The sequence below is a fragment of the Flavobacterium rarum (SeqCode) genome (assembly GCF_965234445.1).
Classification (GTDB): Bacteria; Bacteroidota; Bacteroidia; order Flavobacteriales; family Flavobacteriaceae; genus Flavobacterium; species Flavobacterium rarum.
In genome coordinates this window covers 437,843-459,483 of sequence record NZ_OZ248490.1, presented here as the reverse complement: position 1 = coordinate 459,483, position 21,641 = coordinate 437,843, and the positions used below count along the sequence as shown (strand labels likewise).

Below are 21,641 nucleotides of genomic sequence, written 5' to 3'. Positions count from 1 at the left end.
AAAGACTGGAAAAACTATTTTCTCTAACAATGATTGCTTTTGTATGGTGTTATAAAATTGGTGACTATTTGGATGAAAACATCAAAAAAATAAAAATAAAAAAACATGGCAGAAGAGCTGTAAGCGTGTTCAAATATGGATTAGATTACTTGTCGAAATTTCTTTTTACAGGATTTAACTCTTTAGATAACAGTCTTTTTTGCTTTTTGTCATGTACTTAACCATTTCGTAGTGTTGCTAAAAGATGTGGCATTTTGTTTGAATTTAATTTTTTGCTTTTAATAAAAAACTAGATTTTAGTTTTGGCAATTTTTTCATGAATCTGAAGTGTTTCCTGTAATGCAGCACTACCATACCAAATAGTCATTTCGGTTTCGAAAATATTTTCTTTTACTGCGGGATCTGAGTTAACAAGTGTTTTTGCATCTTCGATTGTACTGACATTAAAAATATAAATGCCTCGATAATTTCTTTCATTTTTCATAAACGGTCCTGCCACAACAAGTTTTCCTTCTTGTGCTAGTCGGTTTATATTAGTCATGTGTCCTTTAAATAAGTTGCTTCTTTCTTCGGGTGAGGCGGTTGTGTTACTGCCCGTTTTCAAAATGCAAAATACGTATTGTTTCATTCCGTATTCATCTGCATTTAGGGATTTGGCCAGTTTTTCATCATAAGTTGACTTTATTTCTTGAGAAAAAAGGACATTACAGTTAGTTATGAGCAGAAGGGTAAGAATTGCTTTTTGCATGGCGGTAAGTTTTAGATGCTAAAATTACGAATTCTATTTTACTCTGTATCAATTAACTGCAAATAACGCAATGATTTTGCATCGTTGTCTTCATTTGCATAAGGTATGTAAAGCTTAGCGTTCCTTGCGGTAAATTTCGATGGAAAAGACCTAAATACAATTCATCCCTAATTTTCCGCAATTGAGTCAGAACAATTTCAATTCCTTTTTTTTCTGAATGACATTTGTATCATCAAAACCATTATTATGAAAACCATTATTTTAGCATTCGTTTCTTTTTATAGTTTTACACTTTTTTCGCAAACCACCATTTCTGGTAAAATTGTTAATGAAAAAGGAGTCCCAATCGCAGGTGCCAATGTTTACATAGAAGGTAGCTATGATGGTGCTTCCACCTCAGAAAATGGTGATTTTTCATTTTCGACATCTACTACAGGAAATCAAAATTTAGTTGCAAGTTCATTAATTTATGAAACTTCCAATACAGCGATAGATGTTTCCAATTTTAAAAATCAAACTATCAAACTCAGAGACAATGTCAATTCGCTTGATGCAGTTGTGATTACCGCTGGTTCTTTGGATTCTGGGAGTAAAGCTAGAGTTTCGGTTTTAAAACCATTGGATATTGTAACCACAGCAGGCTCTGCAGGTAATATCGTAGCCGCTTTGCAAACTTTACCAGGAACACAAACAGTAGGAGAGGACGGTCGTTTGTTCGTTCGCGGTGGAGAAGCTAACGAGACACAGACTTTTGTAGATGGTATGCGTGTACCACAGCCCTATGGAGCATCACCTAATAATTTGCCCACTCGCAGTCGGTTTTCTCCTTTTCTTTTCAGTGGGATTTCCTTTTCTACAGGTGGCTATTCTGCCGAATATGGTGAGGCGCTTTCTAGTGTTTTACTCTTGAATACGATAGATGAACCGGATCAAGCGAAAACAGAAATCTCGGTGATGACTGTAGGTGTTGGTGTTGGTAATACCCAAAAATGGAAGAAGAGTTCTTTCAGTATCAATACTTCGTATATCAATTTATCACCTTATCAGGCGCTTATTCCTCAAGACGTGGAGTGGAAAAGTGCTCCGCAAGCTTTGTCTGGAGAAATGGTATGCCGATACAATTTTGAAAGAGGAATTTTTAAGATGTACGCCGCCTTTGATGCTTCAAAGTTTATCATTAAACAAGAAAATATAAATTCGATTGACAAAATTACTGTTGACTCCAAAAATCAAAATTTATACTTTAATTCCTCGTATAGTGGTTATTTTGGAACCAATTGGAATGTTACCGCTGGTTTGAGTTATGGTTACAATCTAGTAGAAACAGCTATTGATTTGGATAATTTAGAAAATACTGAGAATGCCGTGAATATGAAGTTGAAATTGAAAAAAAACATCTCCAATCGTTTTAAAATATCTTTTGGAGCCGATTATTTTATAACTAAATACGATGAAAGTTTTGCTCGTAATGCAGGAAGTACGTTTGATTATGGTTATGATAACACCATTGGGGCTTTATACACAGAAGCGGACATTTTCTTTTCAAAAAAATTGGCAGCCAAAGTTGGAATTCGCGCCTCTACAAATGATTTGACAAATGACAATTTTATTTCTCCCAGAATTTCGTTGGCTTACAAAATGGCAAAATTCAGTCAGTTGTCATTTGCGTATGGCGATTTCTCTCAAACACCAAGCGTAGAATATATAAAGTTTTCAGAAAACAATAAATTTGAGAGCGAAAAAGCTTCCCACTTTATCCTGAATTACCAATACAGCAAAGAAGGACGCACATTGAGAGCTGAAGCTTATTATAAAGACTACAGCAATTTGGTTCGATTTGATAGCCCAACAATTGGGTATAATTCGACATTTACTAGTGATGGAACTGGATATGCCAAAGGGTTGGATTTGTTTTGGAGAGACGGGAAAACCATCAAGAACCTAGAATATTGGGTTTCCTATTCTTATATTGATACGGAACGTTTGTATAAAAATTACCCGACTCAAGTGACACCCAATTTTGTTCCCAATAATAGCTTGTCAATTGTGATCAAATACTGGATTACGAACTGGAAATCTCAAATAGGTTTTACCAATTCGTTCAGTACAGGGAGACCTTATAACAATCCAAACGAAACGCAATTTATGAATGGAAAAACGAAATCATACAACGATTTGAGTTTCAACTGGGCCTATTTATTGACCACTCAAAAGATTTTGTATTTCTCGGTTTCCAATATTTTAGGAGCCAATAATGTATTTGGTTACAATTATGCAATCAAACCCGATGCCAATGGTGAGTTCAGACGGAGTGCCATCAAACCTGCAGCGGATCGTTTCTTTTTTGTAGGTTTCTTTTGGACCATCAGCAAGAACAAAAATGACAATCAGTTGAAGAATTTGTAGAAAAAGAGTTTCTGAGTTGCTAAGATTCTAAGTTACTAAGTGTTTAAAGGTTTAATTGTTTAAAGGTTTAAAAGTTTAAGGGTTGTATATGAGCTTTTTTTATAATTCTTAGAATCTTAGTGACTCAGAAACTCAGAAACTTCAAAAGAAACAATTCATCCATCAAAATCCACAGTTCGGTATCATTATATTTTAAAAGCGTTACAATCCATATAAATTTGTTCAAGAATAAAAGCAATTTCAATATCAATAAAAATAAAAAAAAAGAGTTTCAATCATTAATCAATCACAACTAAAAATCAAAAACCATGTTAAAAATTATCACCGCAATCGCATTTTTTATCTGTAGTCTAATGTCTGCACAAAATGCTAATCTTACTGTTGCTGTTTCGGGTTTAAAAAACAATACAGGAATGGTAAAAGTTGGTTTGTACAATTCAGAAGGAACGTTTTTGAAAACAATTTACAAAAGCATAACTTCTGAAATTAAAAATAACAGTGCTACAGTAACTTTTGTTGGTATATCAAAAGGAGAATATGGAATATCAACTTATCAAGATGAAAATAGCAATGGTATTTTAGATAAAAATATGATAGGAATCCCTTCTGAAGATTTTGCTTGTTCCAACAATGCCAAAGGGTTTATGGGACCTCCTGCCTATGAAGATGCCAAATTCAATATCAACAAAGATTTAAAAATAGATATCAAATTCAATAACTAATCAGTAACCAATTAACATTAATTAAAATGAAAAAAATCATCACCACAATCGCATTATTTGTAGCTGTAATAAGTTCGGCTCAAGGACAATTTGAACTAGGAATGGGAAAAGCTTTCCAATTATGGGGTGAAGGTAAAAACACCGAAGCTTCGGATATGTTTGAGCGTATTGCCACCGCAGAAAAAACCAGTTGGTTGCCTAATTATTATGTTGCATTGGTTAATACAACCGCTTCTTTTGCAATTCAGGATAAAACTCAAGTAAACGCATTGCTTGCCAAAGCCCAGAATGCCTTGGATGTTGAATTGATAAAAGACCAAAGCAACGCTGAGCTGTACATTATGCAAGCCATGATTTACACGGCTTGGGTAGTTGCAGACCCGATGACAAACGGAATGAAATATTCGGCTAAAGTAATGGAAGCTTACGCCAAAGCCAAAGCATTAGAACCAAATAATCCAAGAGCCGTTTTTGGTGAAGCAGATTATCAGTTAGGAGGTGCAAAATGGACGGGAGTTGATACAAAACCGCTTTGCGTACAAGTTGATAAAGCTATCGAACTTTTTGCTACATTTAAACCCCAAACACCTTTCTCTCCAAAATGGGGTTTGGACAGAGCATTGGAAGCTCAGAAAAATTGTAAATAATTAGGTTAAATTTATAAAATGGAAAATCAAAGGATACATACTTTTAAAGAACTGAAACAAAGCTCAATATTGTGCTTTAAAATTGCTTTGATTTTTACTTTGGTTTTTACTTTAATTCAAGGAAGTTTTGATGTTGAAAGCCTAATAAGGACCTTTTTGGTAAGTTCCATATATTCTTTTGGGATTGGTTTTGGTGTAGGTTTTATCAATTCTTTCTTGGACAAAAAATGGGACTGGCTGGAACAAACTAATTTAAGAGTGTATTTTGGGATAATTGCAACAATTTTGTATACCGTTCCTGTAGTTTTAGGAATTGACTACCTCACTTTTGTTATTTTTCAGAAAATGGATTCTTCAGATTTTTTGTCACCAAGGATGTTGTGGATTCATTTGTTTTATATTATTCTTACCTTAGGAGTCTCTGTTTTTATGCACGCTCGAAGTTTTATGATGAATTGGAAACAAGCCTCAAAAACCGAAGTAACACAGCAAAGAATCATCGCAGGAACTGCCAATGCCAAGTTTGAAACCTTAAAAAACCAAATTGATCCTCATTTTCTTTTTAATAGTTTGAATGTGTTGAGTTCGTTAATCGAAGAAAATCCAGAAAATGCACAACGGTTTACCACTTCTTTATCCAAAATATACCGCTATGTATTGGAGCAAAAAGACAAAGAATTGGTTTCGGTTGCCGAAGAGTTGTCTTTTGCCAAAACGTATATGAATTTATTGAAAATGCGTTTTGAGAACAGTTTGTTTTACGAATTACCAGAAACAGTTCTGAATCTAGAAGCCAAAGTAGTGCCGCTGTCATTGCAATTGTTATTAGAAAATACAGTGAAACATAATGTAGTGAGCGAACAAAGGCCATTATACATCAGAATATATATTGAAAGCGATTATTTAGTCATTCAAAATGATTATCAAAAAAAGGAAGTTATTCAAAGTCGTCAAGGAGTGGGGTTGCAAAATATTGTGGATCGCTACAGTATAATTACCAAAAGAAAAGTGCTGATCGAGCAAAACGAAAAGACCTTTACTGTTAAAATACCTATTTTAACCAAGCAAATTAGTGTTATGGAAACAACTTCAAATTACAGTGAAAATAGTGCTTACTATAGGGCAAAAAAAAGAGTAGAAGAACTAAGAGGATTTTACGGAAACCTGATCTCATATTGTTGTGTTATTCCGCTTCTGGTATTTATAAATTTAACTTATTCTCCACAATTTCAATGGTTTTGGTTTTCTGCTGGTGGATGGGGATTTGGAGTGTTAATGCATGCTTTTAAAGTTTTTGGGTATAGTTCTAATTGGGAAGAGCGAAAAATTCAGGAAATATTGAGAAAAGAAAATAGCAAACAGAGTTGGAAATAGTGTTCAGTGATCCGTTTTTTAGTATTCAGAAGAAATCTAAACTTTAAATTCTAAAATTTAAAATTAAATAAGTCATGGAAAATAATTATACAGAAGAAGATCGTTATTATAAAGCTAGAAGGAGAGTTGAGGAAATCAAAGGATTTTATGGAAACTTAACATCATTTGTTGTTGTCAATATTGGTTTGTTTGCATTAAATATGTACACTACACCGAAGCATTTATGGTTTTACTGGCCATTACTTTGGTGGGGAATCGGAGTGGTTTTTCACGGATTAAAAGTTTTTAATTTAATGCCTGTTTTTGGAAAAGATTGGGAACAACAAAAAATAAAAGAATTGATGGATAAGGAAAAGGAATCCAAAGACCATTGGGAATAAATTATGGTTATCTAATACCTAAAAATTTCGAATTATTTTTTAACTAAAACAAAAACTAAAAATGGAAGATAGTTTTTACAGTGAAGAACGCTATTTTAAAGCGAAAAAAAGGTTTGAGAAAATAAAAGCATTTTATGGACATTTGGTTATATATTTTTGTGTAATTCCTGTTGTGATTTTAATTAATTTGAAATATACTCCTGAATTTCAATGGTTTTGGTATTCAGTAATTGGTGGCGGAATTCCTTTGGTGATTCATGCTTTAAAAGTTTTTGTATTTAATGGTAATTGGGAAGAAAAAAAAATACAAGAGATTTTGAAAAAAGAAGAGATTAAGAAAGTTTGCAAGTAGTTTTTTAGTATTTCGTCAAGGAAAGGTTGTAATTTATAATCTAAAACAAAATGGAAAATAATTTTCGAAAAGAGGAACTCTATCTTAAAGCTAGTAAAAGAGTAGAAGAAATCAAAGGATTACATGGTCATTTAGTAGCATTTATAGTGTTTAATGTTGGTTTAGTAGTTTTAAATGCAGTTACTACTCCCAACCAATTGTGGTTTGATTATTGGTTTTATTGGCAATTTTTGATTTGGGGAATCGGATTAGTTTTTCATGGATTGAAAGTTTTTAATGGCATACCTTTTTATGGAAAAAAATGGGAAGAAAAGAAAATAAAAGAATTGATGAATATCGAAATGAAAACCAAAAAAAATGAGAACAATTTAAATTAAAAGTAAAATGGGAAGATATAGCAGAAATAGATTCGAAGAATATCAAGAAGGGAATACGGCAGATGAGCCCTATAATATGGCATACAAAAGAGTCAAAAGAATCAAGGGATTCTATATTCACGCTTTGGTTTATGTCATTGTAAATGCCTTTATTATTATTTCGAGTTTTAATCGAAATTTACTCAACCAAGAAGGTTTTTGGAATTTGGAAACATTCTCTACAGCTTTGTTTTGGGGTGTAGGTTTGGTAGCTCACGGATTATCCGTTTTTGGCAGAAACCTATTTTTTGGTTCAAAATGGGAAGAAAGAAAGATTCAAGAATTTATGGAAAAAGACAAAAGTCAAAAGTGGGAGTGAGGAGTAGTGTTCAGTTATCAGTTTTTTAGTATTCAGTTTTAGATGATTTTCGAATAGCTTTCAAATATTAATGATAACCTCAAATTTTCCTAACCACTATTTTCTAACCTCTAACTTCTAACCTCTAACTTCAAATTTTTCTAATCACTATTTTCTATTTTCTAACTCCTAACCTCTAACTTCTAACCTCAAAAAATGACCACAATAATTATAGAAGACGAAAAACCGGCAGCAAGATTATTGCAACGCAAACTCGAAAAAATAAATATTTCAGTAGGAGTGATGCTTCATTCTGTAGAAGAAGCTTTGGACTGGTTTTCAAAAAATGAGCATCCCGATTTGATCTTTTTGGACATTCAATTATCGGATGGATTATCTTTTGAAATCTTCGAAAAAATTGACATCAAAAGCGCTGTTATTTTTACAACTGCTTACGATGAATATGCGTTAAAAGCATTCAAATTAAACAGCATCGATTACCTATTAAAACCTATTGATGAAGATGATTTGGAGGTAGCCGTTTTGAAATTTAAAGATCGTTTGCCAAAGCAAGAATCGATGCAATTGGATTTTGAACAAATCAGGAAAATGCTTTCGAACCCTTTTGAAAAAACATTCAAAAAAAGATTTACCGTCAAAATAGGGCAGCATCTTAAAGTGATTTCGACCGATGAAATTGAATGTTTTTTTAGTGAAAATAAAGGGACTTATATTCACACTTTTGATAATAGAAATTATTTAATAGATAGTACTTTGGAAGTTTTGGAACAGGAAATTGATACCTCGGCTTTTTATCGAATTAGTAGAAAATTCATAGTCTCACTCAAAGCTATAAAGGAAATCGTAGTATACAGTAACTCTAGATTGAAGATTATTTTGCCTACTTTTAAGGATGATGAGGTAATAGTAAGCAGAGAAAAGGTTTCGGATTTTAAAAATTGGATTGGATAATGTATGGTGAAAATATTATTTAAGTAATTGCATTTAAATGTCTGGTTAATATAGTTTTAATGCAATGCTATAGATTTTTGTTATGATTGTTTTAGGGCTTGATTAAAGCCCTTCGGATACCAATTAAAACTAAAATTAGAGAAGTGTAAATAATGAAGAAAGGCACAATGTATTCAATCCAGTTTAATGGAAGCATAATGGCAATAATCAACAGTTGAAAACCCAATCCGTACACAGAAAGTAATGTCATAAACCAATTTGGAAACGTTGTTACTTTGTAGGCTTCTTTATCAAGGGTGTGAATAATTTTGTCAAAACCACCATAAACAACAGTATAAATTCGGAACAAAATATCGACCCATTTTTGACTTTCTCCGGGTAATGCTCTAGGCGATTTGTTTTCAAAAATTTGACTGGTTCTATCTCCTCCTACTGATTTGTTTCTTAAAATTACATAATAATAATTGTATAAAGTTCCTTGTAATTGTATACCAATAAAAGCCAAAAGAGTAAATCCAAAAGTGGTTTTTGAAACATAACAAATAGTCATAAAAATCAAAAAGTTGAGTATAATATCAAACACACTATCGAGGTATCTTCCGGTGTATGATGGTGTGTTTTTGACGCGTGATAATTCACCATCTGCGGCATCAATTATTGATTTTAAAATGATAAAAAAAGAGGCTAAAAAATAGTGGTTTTGTAAAATACAAAAGATAGCAATCAAACCAGAAATACCAAAAAGTAGCGTTACGTGGATGGGTGTAAAACGAGTATTTTTTAATTGATTGGCAAATATTTTGGCAAACGGTCTACCGTAATCGGATAAATCAAGAAATTGATTTTGAGCAGCAAGTTTAGACATTTTATAGATGAAAGAACAATATGTGACAATATAGTCGGATTGCAAAAGTAAGTCTATTTTAAGTATTTGAAGTCTAAACAGTAGTTAAAAATGGTAAAACGCTTCTACAATCAGATTGACTTACTTGAAGTAACTGTCATAAAAGCGTTTTTTAGATATAAAATAGTCTTATTTGCTCAATCGATGTAACGTGTATGTCATTGCCGTTAATAGAAAGAATGCAACAATTTGATGGGTTAAACCTAACCAAAGCGGTACACTATACAATATTGTCAATACACCCAAAATAAATTGAAGAAAAACGATTATTACCAATGCGTTTAGCCCATTCTTTTGCTGAATGGAAATATTGAATTTTTTGCTTTTGAAGTATAAAAATAAGATCAATCCCACGACAACATAAGCTAAAGTTCGATGAACAAACTGAACGCCACTTTTCCCCTCAGTTAAACGCAATAACCAAGTGTCTTTTTCTAAATAAACACTATCGTGTAGGAACTGTCCATCACTCATCATTGGCCAATGATTGTGAATTAGACCTGCATTTAGTCCTGCAACAAAACCACCATAAATAATTTGCAACAACAAGAAAACTAAAGCAAATCGAGCTATTTTCTGCAAAGGAAAAATTGCTGCCTTCTTTTCAGGATAGATTAAATCCAGTGCAACCCATAGGGTATAGGCAAAAGTTAGAAAAGCAAAAGTGAGGTGCAAAGAAAGACGAAAATGACTCACATCTGGATTGTCAATTAAGCCACTTCGAACCATAAACCATCCAAAAAAACCTTGTAAAGCGCCCATTCCAAGTAGCACAAAGCATTTGTTTAATGTGGCTCTGTCAATTTTCTTTTTGGCCAAGAAGTAAAAGAACGGTATAATAAAAACTAGCCCAATTATTCTTCCAATAAAACGATGAAACCATTCCCAGAAATAGATAAATTTATAATCGGAAAGTGTGAAATCGTTATGAATATTGATTATTTGGTATTCAGGAAACTGTTTGTATTGGTCGAATGCTTCTTGCCATTTGGCATCGGTTAGTGGTGGAAGAGTGTCGGTAATCAGATGCCAATCAGTCATCGATAAACCAGAATTTGTTAATCGAGTGATACCACCCACTAAAACCATTACAAACACTAAAAAGCAACCGGATAGGAGCCAAATAATTACGGATTTGTTGTTTTTCATTATGTTCTAAATCAATTTTTTGTAAATTTATTTTATAAATAATTAGTAGTAGCCGAACAATAGTTAAACTTTCTTTAAACCTAATTTTTCTCCACGCTTTAGTACAAAATCATAAGCAGCTTGATATTCATTCGGAATATCTCCTTCCATTATGGCCTCTTTCACAGCTTCTTTTAGTACTCCAATTTCACGAGAAGGCTTTAAGTTAAATATCTCCATAATCTCTTCTCCAGAAATAGGCGGTTGAAAATTGCGCACGTGATCGCGTTCTTCCACTTCCACAATTTTTTTTCGAACAATTTCAAAATTACTATGGTATTTTTTGAATTTATTCGGGTTTTTGGTGGTGATATCAGCCTCACAAAGGGTCATTAAATTTTCTACATCTTCGCCAGCATCAAAAACCAAACGACGCACTGCCGAGTCAGTTACAAGATCTTGAGCCAAAACAATTGGTCGTGAACTCATAATAACCATTTTTTGAACAAACTTCATTTTGTGGTTCAAGGGCATGTGTAAACGCTCGAATATTTTTTTAGCCATTTTCCCACCAAGAAATTCATGCCCATGAAAGGTCCAGCCTTGTTTTTTGTTGAAGCGTTTGGTTGGCGCTTTCCCAATGTCATGCAACAATGCTGACCAACGCAGCCAAACATCATCTGTATTGGGGCAAATATTATCCACGACTTCTAGAGTATGATAAAAGTTGTTTTTGTGCGTATGACCTTCTATTTCTTCTACTTGATTTAAAGCTGTTAGTTCTGGAAGAATAATGTCTAAAAGACCAGTTTTAAATAATAAAAGAAATCCAACGGAAGGCTTATCGGTAGAAAGAATTTTATTCAGTTCTTCTACAATTCGTTCTCCAGAAATAATTTTAATGCGCTCGGCATTTTTGGTAATAGAATCTAATGAAGTTGCATCAATTTCAAAGCCCAATTGAGTTGCAAAACGAATACCGCGCAGCATGCGCAAAGGGTCATCCGAAAAGGTGATATCTGGATCGAGTGGTGTTTTTATAATTTTGTTCTCCAAGTCAGAAATACCATTGAAAGGATCAGAAAGAGTTCCGAAATTATTTGCGTTTAATGATAAAGCTAATGCATTGATGGTAAAATCCCTGCGATTTTGATCGTCTTCTAGAGTTCCGTTTTCTACAACAGGGTTTCTGCTGTCAAGAGTGTAGGACTCTTTTCGGGCGCCTACAAATTCAATTTCGGTATCTTCAAAACGCAACATAGCCGTTCCATAAGTCTTAAAAACTTGAACCTTTGGTTTTTTTGGTAATAATTCAGATACTTTTAAAGCCAATTCGATACCGCTACCAACGGCAACAACGTCAATGTCTTTTTTGAAATCTCTATTTAAAAGTAAGTCACGTACAAAACCGCCAATCACATAACTTTCGATATTAAGTTCTTTGGATGCTTGCGAAATGACTTCGAATATTTTATTGTTCAAAGCGTTGGTATAGTTGGTTTTTATTATAGCCACAGATTCACTGATTTTTTTAAAAGATTATTTGATAATTCTTTTGTATTCAAGAGATGTCTTATTAAAATTTACTAGAATAGCGAGTCTATGCCCAGAAACGTGCAAGTAGTTTAAACATTGTGAAATATGCTTTTCGTGTAATGACTCAGTTGATTTTATTTCAATTATAATTTTATCTAGTACAACAAAATCTGCATAAAACTTATGATTTAAAATAATATCTTTATAGTGTACCAAATACTCTTTTTCTCTTTCAAAAGAAAAATTGATCCTTTTTAGTTCATATTCAAAAGCATCTTTATAAACAATTTCAGAGAAACCTTTTCCCAGATTTTTATGAACTTCAATTAATGCACCAATAATTTTATAAGTATCATCTTCGTATAAATAGTTTTGCATTTTGTAATTATTTTTTAATCTGTGAATCTGTGGCAATAAAAAGACTATTTTCTAATCACCTTTACTTGTGAATCATTTGTCAATTTAATGATTGTAGAAGGTTTTCCTGAAATTTTATCGCGCTGCAAATTTACAACATAGTCTACGCCTTTTATAATTTCAGGACTAATTTCTTTAAAACTTTTTGGAGTAGGTTGACCGGAGATATTGGCAGATGTAGAAACTAATGGTTTTTTCATTCGCTCCAATAATTTGAAACAAAAAGGTTCTTTTACCACCCGAATGCCCAAGGTATTATCAGGAGCAATTAAGTTTTTGGCAACATTTCGAGGTTTGTCAAGTATTAAAGTCGTTGGGTTTTCGGAAAAATCCATGATTTGCCAAGCCACTTCGGGAATTTCATTAAATACATTGTAGATCATTTTTTCGCCATTCATTAGGCAAATCATGCTTTGTGTTTCGGCACGTTGTTTGAGTTTGTATATTTTGGCAACTGCTTCGGGATTTGTCGCATCACAACCAATTCCCCAAACGGTATCAGTAGGGTAGAGTATGATTCCACCTTCTTTAATCACTTCGTAAGCGTTGAGTATTTCTTGATTGATGTCCATTTATTTTGCTTTTAAAGGTTTATTGGAGGTAGTTCTTTTTTAATGATTGCTGGAATTCCGGCAACCATACAATTATCGGGTATGTCTTTTGTGACAACTGCTCCTGCAGCAACAATTACATTAGAACCAATAGTTATTTTTGGAAGTATTGTAGCATTTGTTCCAATAGTTGTGTAGGAACCAATTTTGCAATTCCCAGAAATACTTACTCCAGGTGAAAGTTCTACAAATTCTCCAATCTCTGAATCATGTCCAATTGTAGTGTTTAAATTTGCAATAACTCCTTTACCTATGATTATGTCATTTGTGATTATAACTCCAGTCATTATATTACAACCTTGTGCTATTTTATTTCCAAAATTTCCTATCTCTGCTTTTGGACTTATTGTAGATTTGAATTCACCTCCAATTTTTGTAAATTTTTCAAATAATTTTTTTCTTAATAAAGGATTTCCAATACCAATTGTAAATTCATTTGAAATCGATTTAAAATACACTTCAACTTCTTGGATTGATTTTAAAACAGGGAATTTACCATAAAGGGGCTCTGTTAATTCTGGATTTACATCATCAAAAAAACATACATTATGAATGTTATTTTGAAATAATACTTCTAATACTTCTTTTGCAAAGCCTTTTGCGCCGATGATTAACATAATGTTTTATTTAAAATTGCAACTATTTTTTGTAATTCAAAATCTGTAAGACCAACATATAATGGGAGGCACAAAACTCTACTTGCTATTGATTCTGCAATTGGCATTTTATTACCTTTATTGTATTCTATTGTATTTAAGGATGGATAAAAATAGCGTCTAGGAAAAATGTCGTTTTCATTAAGCTTTTTTTGAGTTTTTAATAATTGCTCTTCTGTTTGAAAGAGAATCGGGAAATAACTATAATTCCATTCCGTTTTATCTCTTATTTTTATTGTTTGGAGTATTGAAAAATTCAAATTTTCTAAATAAAAATGGACCACTTTTTTTCTTTCAGAAATTATAAATTCCAAATACGGGAAAATTGCCAATCCCATTGCAGATTGTAATTCAGATATTTTAGCATTAATTCCTAAACCATAAAAATCTAATGGACCATTGTGACCAAAATTGTGGCTATAAAATAATTTATGAAATAAATTTTTATCATTACAAAACATTGCTCCGCCTTCTGCAGTATGAAATAATTTGGTAGCATGGAAGCTACAGGTGCTTATATCTCCAAAATCAAAAAGCGATTTTCCATTGTAATTTACTCCAAAAGAATGCGCTGCGTCATAAATTACTTTTAAATTGTATTTTTTTGCAATTTCTTCAATTTCCTCCACATGGCAAGGATTTCCAAATACATGTGTTGCCAAGATTGCTGTTGTTTTTGAAGTTATGGATGCTTCAATTTTTGTTTCGTCTATGGTTAAATATTCAGGATGAATATCTACAAAAACAGGTATGCAGTTTTCCCATACAATAGCAGCTGTTGTTGCTACATAAGAAAAGGGTGTTGTAATGACTTCACCGCCATTTGCTAAAAGTTTTAGAGCAATTTGCAGTGGAATAGTTCCATTATTTGTTAAGATGATATTTTCAATTTCTAAATATTCTTTTAGTTTTTGCTCTAATTCTAGGGTAAGTTCCCCTCTATTGGTCAACCAAATTTTATCCCAAGCCCGTTTAACTATTTTGTTGTATTCTTCTTGAGGTGGAAGGAATGTTTGTGTTACATTTATCATTTGGTATGTTTTATTAAGGCACTATTTTAAGGGGAAAAGAATATTATTTAAAATCATATTCTTTTAAATAATATTCTTTGATATCTGTTCTTAATTTTTCAAAGCTATATTTTTTAGCTAAAATCTCGCTTTGAATACTATGATATATTTCATAATTTTTTTTATTGTCAAAATGATGAATATCATTCGCTATTTTTTCTTTTAATTCATCAAAGGATGAATAAAGAGTAGTTAAGTTTTGAAAATCTTCTGTAAAAAATATGTCATTATAAACAGCAAAAGATACTCCTCCAGAAAAAACAGCTTCGGTAAAATAGCCATCAAGACCTTCACCAAAAGTTAAAGCAAATTTTGATCTAGAAGCATATTCTTTGTAAACATCATATTTCATATTTTTGATCTCGATGAATTTATAATGTTTTAAATTTAATTTCAAATGATTTATTATTTCATTTTTCGTAATTATGCTTCCATTTGGTGTTCTTTGAATTTCATCGGGAGAATATAAAATTAGATTTTCTTTTTCAGAATAACTTCTTTTTTTATACGGAATTGGATTTAGCCATGGAGATAATAAATGAATTGGCATATCATAATATTTTCGGTTTTCAATTGTAGCATATTGTTGATGGGCCATAGTCATTGTGATGCTTGGAGTAATTAATTTAAGTGCCAATACGTTTTCTAAGCTAGGCATTAGTAAATTATTTTGATTTAAAATGTTAATGTGTACATTTTTCATTTGATTCAGCCATTCAAAAAAGGGCTTCATTTTAATGGATTTTTTTTCGAATTCAATAACTAATACATCAGGTATATGTATTTCAAGATAATCTAAATTATTAAATTGATTTTTTATTTCATCAAATCTATATATAGTCATTTCATTTTCGAAGGTTCTATATTTATAATCTGTATCTTTTTCATTTGGCAAAAAACTACTTATAACATTGCATTGATGAATGTTTTTCAATTCTTTTATTACCGAATAAATTGTGCAAATTGAAAGTATGCCTCCACTAATTTTATGTGTGCCACTTGGAGTAAAAAATAGGATTAACCTTTTTGTGTTGGTATAGTTATTTTGAAATTCTTTTATTTTAAAATTTTTATAGCTTTTTTGTAATAGAAAGTGTTCTATATTCCGAAGACTTCGATTAATTTCTTTTTTTATTGACATTTTTTTGTAAAATATTATACATTAGAATTTATTTTTTTTCAATACTATAATAAGTTAAAGCTGCTATATGTTCATTTTTTTAGATAATAAATTGTGAGTTTGTTTTTATGTTTTTATTTGAATTGCCTTTTACCTCTTAATTTGTCTATACCGTTTCTAAGAAAGTATAGAATTGGAAATTTTTGGTTTAAAGAAATATTGAATTTTTTGTAAAATTCTAAATTGGCTTCGGCAATTTCTTTAAAATTGACAGGAAGGTTATCCTTTGTGTTTTCAAATACATTTAAATATTTTAAATAATGTCTATAATATGTTTTTGTTACTTGATTGTAATCTTGGTATGTTTTTGGTATTGAATTTCCCAAAATATAATTGCAAATTCGTAAATGCTTTTTGGCTGTATTTTTATGAAAACTAGTGTTACCTCCAATTTGTTGATTGGAATGGATTCTGTATGAAATTAACTCTTCCGTTATGTAATTTAATTTATTTCTAGAAGCAATAATGATTGCAATCCACTCATCATGATAATATTTTTTGATATTTGGAAAGGGTAAAATTAAATTTTTCACTTCTTTTTTTATGCAAAGAGTTGCACCTGTAACCATATTTCTTTTAGACTTTATGAGACAAAATAAATCTAAAGGTTTCTTTAACTGCTTTTCAATAAAAAAAACAGAGTCCCAAAGTGTAATTGCACCAATTTTTTCGTTTTTTTCATTTATTAAATCAGCATTGGAGAAAATAGCCTCAATAGAAGGGTTTTCTGTAAAATGTTGAATAACTTTTTCTACTTTATTTACTTTCCAAATGTCATCTTGATCACTTAAAAATATATAATCTCCTGAAGAAATTTCAATTGCTTTTTCGAAATTTTTGGTACTACCTATATTAAATTCATTTTGATAAATTTTAATTTTATGTACATTTTCTATTTGAAATTGCATTAAAATTGATAAAGTATTATCATTCGAATTGTCATCACAAATAATTATTTCATCTACTGCAACAGATTGACTCAGAATGCTAGTGATTTGATTTTTAATGTGTTTTTCTCCATTATAGGTGCACATTGCAACAGATATTTTCATAACGAAAAGAGTTGAAATTTCAATTAAAAAAACTTTAAATAAAAGAGTTACAACTTATATTGTAAAGATACTTGAAATTGCATGTTGAATTTGAATTCTTCATATTGATATTGGTAGTTTCTCAATGATGAAAAGTTAAGTTTTGCTTGAATTCCAAAATCACCATATTTTTTATACGCATAAGTATTTAAAGTTAAATCAACCCATTTGTGATTGTAATCTGTATAGGCATCATAATAAAAATCCATATTATGGGCATAACGTTCTAGTTGCACGCCCCATACTTTATCTTTTTCCCATACGCTAAAATCCAAGGTTTGTAAATTGCTTCCAGGTCCTATTCCAGCGCCAAGTACTTGTCCTTTGTTGGTATATCCATGTAAAATGATTCCGTGCATGTACCATGCCCCAGCAGGTCTTACAAGTCGATCTGCACTTTGTTCCATATGCGTACTTTCAAAATTTACTTTTAAGTATTTATTCTTGTCTTTATTAAGTAAAAAAAGTTTGTTGAACCCAAAAAGATAGGCTCTAGAATGTTCAGGCGAATCATACAAGTCCCAAATAGTTGAAGAATGATCGTTCCAACCACTTTCGCCATAAAATTCAAATTTTGATTCTTTCATTACCCATCTAAAAAAAAGTGAAGCTAGTTGATCTCTGTTTTTTGCATCTTCACCACTAGTATTCTTTTTTTGGAAGGGAGCAAATATGGGCATATAGTCTGAAAAACCACTACCCATATCATGGCGATATACTTGAATAGTACGATTTAGCCCTACAAATAATCCAGGTACCCATTTAGGATGATAGTTAATTGAGAGTCCATTGATATACCGCCAATCGTTCGATTTTGGTAGTTCGTAATCAATTCCGTCAATTATAAATTGTGATTTAGGGCTCGTTAAACCAGAACCCTCTAGTTTACCACTTATGATTTGACCTTCAAAGCTTCCAATAAAAGTTTCTATTGGTTGCTTTGTATTCAAAGTAAAATGTAAAAAACCTGGAGCTGTATTGCTCATTATAAGTGAATTTCTATTTCCTGGTCCCCACCACAAGTTTTCGGTAGATAAACCAACAGAAAATTTATTAATAGCAATAGTGATATTGCTTTGTCCCCAAAATAGTTTACTAAAAGATTTGTCTCCATAAGGAGCAGGCAGGTCGGTATAGTTCAAATAAAAAGCATTTACTTGGCGAACTGCACTCGTTTCTGTTAATGGGAATATTTCAAAATCAGGATTTGCAGCAAATACATATTCCGGTTTTAATTGAACACTCAAAATTCCATACTGTGCAAATAATCCTGCTGTTAATTGTGTTTGATACCCCTTGGCAGGTATCATCGATCCATCATTCCATCCATAAGGAGCAAAAGTATTATATTGCTGAGTTAGAGTAATAGGTAATAATTTTGTTACTAATTTATTGGAATGGGTATCATTAATTTGAGTTGAGTCTAATAATTCTAATGCTAATGGACGTAAAGTATAAGAAATGTTAGGGTTTCCGTTTCCTAATAATTGTTCATTTCTACTTCTTTGCTCAGACATATCAATAGATCCTACTGCAATGTTTTGTGCTTTTACTGATAAACCTATAAATAAAGTAATTGCGAATATGAAATGTGTTTTCATGTATTTGTTTTTTCGGGTAAAATACCATTGTAAATTAATCTATATTTTTTTAAAATAAATTTTAAAAACGCAAATATACTTTATTATATGAGGTTTTACTTAAAGAATATTGATATAATTGGAAGTGTTAACTGAAAATTTGATTTGACCATTCTTCTAAAGTGTATTTTTTTAAAAGGTCTTCATCTATTTTTTCATATTCATTATGAAAAAAATCTAAAGGAATATTTGGTTTTTTTTCATCAATAATTAAGATGTTCTTTGGATTGTAAAAATCGTAATTTTTTAAATCCTTGTTTGTAGAAATCAATTTTTTTTCTAATCCAATACTTTCAAACACCCTGAAAGAAAGACCTTTTTGTCCTTTTCTATTAATATCCAGTAGTACTTTTGATTGATTTGTGAAAATTTCAACTTCAGTAAGTGTAAGAGGTTTTGATATAAATTCTAGATTAGAATCACTAATTTTATTTTTTTTATGAAAAACAATAATTTTGTATTTAAAATTTTTCTCTTTTAAATTTTTTGCAATCTTCGATATGATAGGAACTCGATTGTCTTTTGAGCTAATATTAAAAACTTGAAACTCATATAAAGTATTTTCTTTGGTTTTGTTCGTGTAAACCCAATTTGGAATGAATTTGAGATTGTATTTTTCACAATCCTTTTTTTCGAATGAATAGACTTCATCAAAACAATGCAATACTCGTTTTATTTTTGGACATCTAGATGAACTGTCATTAAAAAAGGCAATTGATTTATTTGTGTAATTTTTGAATTCTAATAAGCTTTTTGGGTGGATAAAATCTCCCTTGATTGTCAGTATTATATCTTGTTTCTTTTCAATTTCTTGTAATCTCTTTATTATTTCATTTCCATAATATATTGTTTTTAAATTTTTTTTAATAAAGGTTTTTAAAAAAAAATTGTAGATTTTATAAATGAAACTAGGGTATTTGTATATGAAAGTACTGATGTCAATATGATGTACAGTATGGCCTTTTGTTTTTAAACTATCTTCTAGATATTTATTAAGTCTCCAATTGTCATAGCTGACCAAGGTTATATTCATGATTTAGTTTTTTACAATTAAGAATTTAGATAATTTACTTAATTTTTTTACAATTTGGATAAAATTTTTATTATTGATATTTCAATGAACTTAAGCAGTAATTTTTTATATGCTTGAAAGTTATTGCTTTTTTTACTCTAATGAATCATTCAGTAGACTCAATGCCTAGTTGGGTTTTATTTAAATCAAATATTTGTTTTACCCAATTATCAATATTGTATTTTTCGAAAATTTCTTTTGGTAATTCTTGGTAATTTGTATTAAAAAAGGATTCTGGTATTTCTTTTGTGTCTTCTCTCCAAATAAAGATATTATTTGGATTGTAAAAGTCATAATTTATAATGTCTGTATTTGTTGTTATTAATTTTTTTCTATTTCCCATAGCTTCAAAAACTCTGAAAGTCAATCCTTTCTGTATCTTTTTTTGCACATCTAAAATAACTTTTGAATTTTGAAATAACTTTTCACTTTCTATTATTGAGATTGGTTTATTGAAATAGATAATATCACTATTTTTATTTTGTTTTATGATCTTTTTTTTATTACAATGAATATATATTTTGGTTGATTTTTTTTTGTTTTTTAAATATGTTAATATTTTTAAAACAATTTTTAGTCGTTCGTCATAACTACCAATAAAATAAACATCAGTTGTTGTTTCTGGATGAGTATTAGAAACGTGATAGAAATTGGTCAAGAAATTCAATTTGTAGTTTTCTACATCTTTAGGTTCAAAACTATAGGCTATATCAAAAAGGCCAACCGTTTCTTTGTATCTAGCGATATTGTCAAAACTATCCCAATAATAAACGACCGAATGCTTTGATTTTTTAATGATATATTCTAAATCTTCTTTGATTAACAAATCAGGGCTGACTATAAATAAAAAATCAAAAATCTCATTTTTTGCTATGGAACTAATACGTTCTTTACTAGCTAAAACCTTTTTCAAATTAATTTTAAAAACAGTTTTGTAAATAAAATTTTTAATTTTTTGAAAATTATTTTTGTATTTGTATTTTCTAAAAACGATAGTTTTTACTTCTGCTTTCAAATTGTTTTGAATAGCTTCTTCTATTACCTTATGAAAGCCAAAATAATCAGGACAACAGAATAAAATTTTCATATTTTTACTACTTAATAAGTTGTATTTTTTGTGTTTGTTTTAATGATTTTACCAAAGGAGCTCCATTTATGATTAAAATGAAAAGAGGCCAGTTTTTTACTTTTAAAAGACTGCTAAAAAAATATTTAAGGATAAGAAATAATAAAACTATTTTATGAGCAAAAAAGCCATAATGCTTTTGGATGATATAGAGAAGTGATATTTTTAATTCTTTCTTAATTCCAATTGATTTTTCGGTACTAACTCCATGGAAATGAATGAACTCAGCTTCGGGTATTAAATATGCAAATTTTGAATTCTTGGCTAATCTTAAACACAAGTCGGTTTCTTCGTAGTAGAGAAAAATATTGGTATCAAAACCTCCGACATCATAAAAATCAACCGATTTGACAAACATGAAGCTACCGGGTACAAAATTCACCCTTATAGGAGAAGTATATTTTTTTTTCCGTTTCGGATACTTTTGTGGGTTTATTAATTCCAGAAAACCGCGACCAAAAATTTCTCTAATTGGAGAAGCAAAATGATCTAACGAAACCATGAAATCGCCATTTTCTTTATAGGCTTGCGCACCAGCAATTCCTATTTGAGTATTGTTATCTAAAGTGTTTTTAAGAATAGTTAGACAATCATTTAAAAATAAAGTGTCATTATTTACAAAAGCAAAATATTTGGCATTGGCATATTGAATACCAAACATGTTACCTGCTCCAAATCCAACATTTATATTATTTCTGTGTAGTTCAAGATTTGGATTTTTGAAAGTATCGCAAAAAGTTTTTAGTTTTAAATAATCTTCTTTTTCAGAACAATTATCGGTTATGATAATTTGATAACTAAGTATTTTTGAAGTTTTGTCTATTATAGATTCAATACAGTTTATAGTATGTTTACTAGAATTATAATTGATAAGAATTATTGCTATGTCAAACAT

23 protein-coding genes and 1 pseudogene are annotated in these 21,641 nt (G+C 30.7%); 10 read left to right on the top strand and 14 right to left on the bottom strand.

Going from position 1 to position 21,641, the window contains the following annotated elements; all coding sequences use genetic code 11:
• A pseudogene (locus tag AC8GF4_RS10220) lies at positions 1-221 on the top strand (IS4 family transposase); the annotation flags it as partial.
• Between the two features lie 68 nt (positions 222-289).
• Here AC8GF4_RS10220 and AC8GF4_RS10215 read toward each other — a convergent pair.
• Positions 290-748: a YciI family protein gene (locus AC8GF4_RS10215; RefSeq protein ID WP_506594411.1), complete on the bottom strand. Its 459-nt coding sequence runs from the start codon at positions 746-748 to the stop codon at positions 290-292.
• A gap of 246 nt (positions 749-994) precedes the next feature.
• Here AC8GF4_RS10215 and AC8GF4_RS10210 point away from each other — a divergent pair, with 246 nt between their 5' ends.
• From AC8GF4_RS10210 to AC8GF4_RS10170, 9 genes are all read left to right on the top strand, one after another.
• Positions 995-3,154, top strand: a complete 2,160-nt coding sequence (locus tag AC8GF4_RS10210; protein WP_506594410.1) for a TonB-dependent receptor — start codon at positions 995-997, stop codon at positions 3,152-3,154.
• Between the two features lie 308 nt (positions 3,155-3,462).
• On the top strand, positions 3,463-3,876 hold the full coding sequence (locus tag AC8GF4_RS10205) for a DUF2141 domain-containing protein (RefSeq protein ID WP_506594408.1): 414 nt from the start codon (positions 3,463-3,465) through the stop codon (positions 3,874-3,876).
• A gap of 26 nt (positions 3,877-3,902) precedes the next feature.
• Positions 3,903-4,523 (top strand): hypothetical protein, encoded by a 621-nt coding sequence (locus tag AC8GF4_RS10200; RefSeq protein ID WP_506594407.1) that lies wholly within the window; start codon positions 3,903-3,905, stop codon positions 4,521-4,523.
• An 18-nt stretch (positions 4,524-4,541) separates the two neighbouring features.
• The gene (locus AC8GF4_RS10195; RefSeq protein WP_506594406.1) at positions 4,542-5,897 is read left to right on the top strand and encodes a histidine kinase; all 1,356 of its coding nucleotides are present in this window, start codon (positions 4,542-4,544) and stop codon (positions 5,895-5,897) included.
• Positions 5,898-5,971: 74 nt separating this feature from the next.
• Positions 5,972-6,277: a 2TM domain-containing protein gene (locus AC8GF4_RS10190; protein ID WP_506594404.1), complete on the top strand. Its 306-nt coding sequence runs from the start codon at positions 5,972-5,974 to the stop codon at positions 6,275-6,277.
• Positions 6,278-6,338: 61 nt separating this feature from the next.
• Positions 6,339-6,629 carry a 2TM domain-containing protein gene (locus AC8GF4_RS10185; protein ID WP_506594403.1) on the top strand — a complete coding sequence of 97 codons (291 nt, stop codon included), beginning with the start codon at positions 6,339-6,341 and terminating at the stop codon, positions 6,627-6,629.
• A 50-nt stretch (positions 6,630-6,679) separates the two neighbouring features.
• Positions 6,680-7,006, top strand: a complete 327-nt coding sequence (locus AC8GF4_RS10180) for a 2TM domain-containing protein (protein WP_506594401.1) — start codon at positions 6,680-6,682, stop codon at positions 7,004-7,006.
• A 7-nt stretch (positions 7,007-7,013) separates the two neighbouring features.
• Positions 7,014-7,364 carry a 2TM domain-containing protein gene (locus AC8GF4_RS10175; protein ID WP_506594399.1) on the top strand — a complete coding sequence of 117 codons (351 nt, stop codon included), beginning with the start codon at positions 7,014-7,016 and terminating at the stop codon, positions 7,362-7,364.
• A gap of 195 nt (positions 7,365-7,559) precedes the next feature.
• The gene (locus AC8GF4_RS10170) at positions 7,560-8,315 is read left to right on the top strand and encodes a LytR/AlgR family response regulator transcription factor (RefSeq protein ID WP_506594398.1); all 756 of its coding nucleotides are present in this window, start codon (positions 7,560-7,562) and stop codon (positions 8,313-8,315) included.
• A 91-nt stretch (positions 8,316-8,406) separates the two neighbouring features.
• Here the strand turns inward: AC8GF4_RS10170 and AC8GF4_RS10165 are convergent, their stop codons facing one another.
• The 13 genes from AC8GF4_RS10165 to AC8GF4_RS10105 form a co-directional block, all read right to left on the bottom strand.
• Positions 8,407-9,180 carry a CDP-alcohol phosphatidyltransferase family protein gene (locus tag AC8GF4_RS10165; RefSeq protein ID WP_506594397.1) on the bottom strand — a complete coding sequence of 258 codons (774 nt, stop codon included), beginning with the start codon at positions 9,178-9,180 and terminating at the stop codon, positions 8,407-8,409.
• Between the two features lie 168 nt (positions 9,181-9,348).
• Positions 9,349-10,371 carry a COX15/CtaA family protein gene (locus AC8GF4_RS10160; protein WP_506594419.1) on the bottom strand — a complete coding sequence of 341 codons (1,023 nt, stop codon included), beginning with the start codon at positions 10,369-10,371 and terminating at the stop codon, positions 9,349-9,351.
• Positions 10,372-10,431: 60 nt separating this feature from the next.
• Positions 10,432-11,856, bottom strand: a complete 1,425-nt coding sequence (locus AC8GF4_RS10155; protein ID WP_506594418.1) for a CCA tRNA nucleotidyltransferase — start codon at positions 11,854-11,856, stop codon at positions 10,432-10,434.
• Positions 11,857-11,886: 30 nt separating this feature from the next.
• A complete protein-coding gene (locus AC8GF4_RS10150) occupies positions 11,887-12,261 on the bottom strand; it encodes a GxxExxY protein (RefSeq protein ID WP_506594396.1) in 375 nt (124 codons plus the stop codon).
• Positions 12,262-12,305: 44 nt separating this feature from the next.
• Positions 12,306-12,872 (bottom strand): L-threonylcarbamoyladenylate synthase, encoded by a 567-nt coding sequence (locus AC8GF4_RS10145; protein ID WP_506594394.1) that lies wholly within the window; start codon positions 12,870-12,872, stop codon positions 12,306-12,308.
• 11 nt (positions 12,873-12,883) lie between these two features.
• Complete coding sequence (locus AC8GF4_RS10140; RefSeq protein ID WP_506594392.1) at positions 12,884-13,528, bottom strand: acetyltransferase; 645 nt, start codon at positions 13,526-13,528, stop codon at positions 12,884-12,886.
• Positions 13,522-14,598 carry a DegT/DnrJ/EryC1/StrS family aminotransferase gene (locus tag AC8GF4_RS10135; RefSeq protein ID WP_506594390.1) on the bottom strand — a complete coding sequence of 359 codons (1,077 nt, stop codon included), beginning with the start codon at positions 14,596-14,598 and terminating at the stop codon, positions 13,522-13,524. Before AC8GF4_RS10135 ends, AC8GF4_RS10140 begins: the two co-directional genes overlap by 7 nt.
• A gap of 43 nt (positions 14,599-14,641) precedes the next feature.
• Complete coding sequence (locus AC8GF4_RS10130) at positions 14,642-15,778, bottom strand: hypothetical protein (RefSeq protein ID WP_506594388.1); 1,137 nt, start codon at positions 15,776-15,778, stop codon at positions 14,642-14,644.
• 113 nt (positions 15,779-15,891) lie between these two features.
• Positions 15,892-16,869 (bottom strand): glycosyltransferase family 2 protein, encoded by a 978-nt coding sequence (locus AC8GF4_RS10125; RefSeq protein ID WP_506594386.1) that lies wholly within the window; start codon positions 16,867-16,869, stop codon positions 15,892-15,894.
• A 47-nt stretch (positions 16,870-16,916) separates the two neighbouring features.
• Positions 16,917-18,509, bottom strand: a complete 1,593-nt coding sequence (locus AC8GF4_RS10120) for a capsule assembly Wzi family protein (protein ID WP_506594384.1) — start codon at positions 18,507-18,509, stop codon at positions 16,917-16,919.
• A 127-nt stretch (positions 18,510-18,636) separates the two neighbouring features.
• Entirely contained in the window at positions 18,637-19,581 is a 945-nt protein-coding gene (locus AC8GF4_RS10115) for a WaaS/CpsH family glycosyltransferase (RefSeq protein ID WP_506594383.1), read from the bottom strand.
• Positions 19,582-19,726: 145 nt separating this feature from the next.
• Entirely contained in the window at positions 19,727-20,707 is a 981-nt protein-coding gene (locus tag AC8GF4_RS10110; protein WP_506594382.1) for a WaaS/CpsH family glycosyltransferase, read from the bottom strand.
• Positions 20,708-20,714: 7 nt separating this feature from the next.
• Positions 20,715-21,641 (bottom strand): glycosyltransferase family 2 protein, encoded by a 927-nt coding sequence (locus tag AC8GF4_RS10105; protein WP_506594381.1) that lies wholly within the window; start codon positions 21,639-21,641, stop codon positions 20,715-20,717.